Here is a 416-nt window from a genome sequence, read left to right on the forward strand (position 1 = left end):
TCAAATGGTAGGCCGCGCATGGCGCCCGGCAGCAGTCCAAATACCTTGAGCACGCCCCGGATGTGGTTCGACAAGCGTGTGGTCATGCCAACCAGCTGCGCCCTCGCTCCGAGCAGGGCACGAGCCCGATGTGCCTCGTACGATTTGACATGTACGGCGCGGTACCAGCCAGTCCGCATGATCTGGGCCAATCCCTCCGCGTCGTTCTGGTCAGTCTTGTTGATCTGCATTTGGAGAGCTGCACGCGCATGCCTGGCATCAAGGCAGATAACGTTGAGTTTTCGTCTGCGCAGTTCGTGGACCAGCCAGGGTGTCATGGGACCGGTCTCTACCCCGACCGCCGCTTCATCGCCGGCATGCCGTCGAACGGCTTGCTCAATCTGCTCGGGCAGCGTCGGGCACTGACCACGCCAGAG

The 416-nt window shown here is 62.0% G+C and carries 1 protein-coding gene; it reads right to left on the minus strand.

The genetic code is table 11. The features are described 5' to 3' along the window. On the minus strand, nucleotides 1-392 hold a 392-nt coding region (locus Q7A36_RS40995; protein WP_370655825.1), incomplete at its 3' end, for an IS110 family transposase. Nucleotides 393-416: the final 24 nt, after the last annotated feature.

It is taken from the genome of Paracraurococcus lichenis (assembly GCF_030657435.1).
Lineage (GTDB): Bacteria > Pseudomonadota > Alphaproteobacteria > Acetobacterales > Acetobacteraceae > Paracraurococcus > Paracraurococcus lichenis.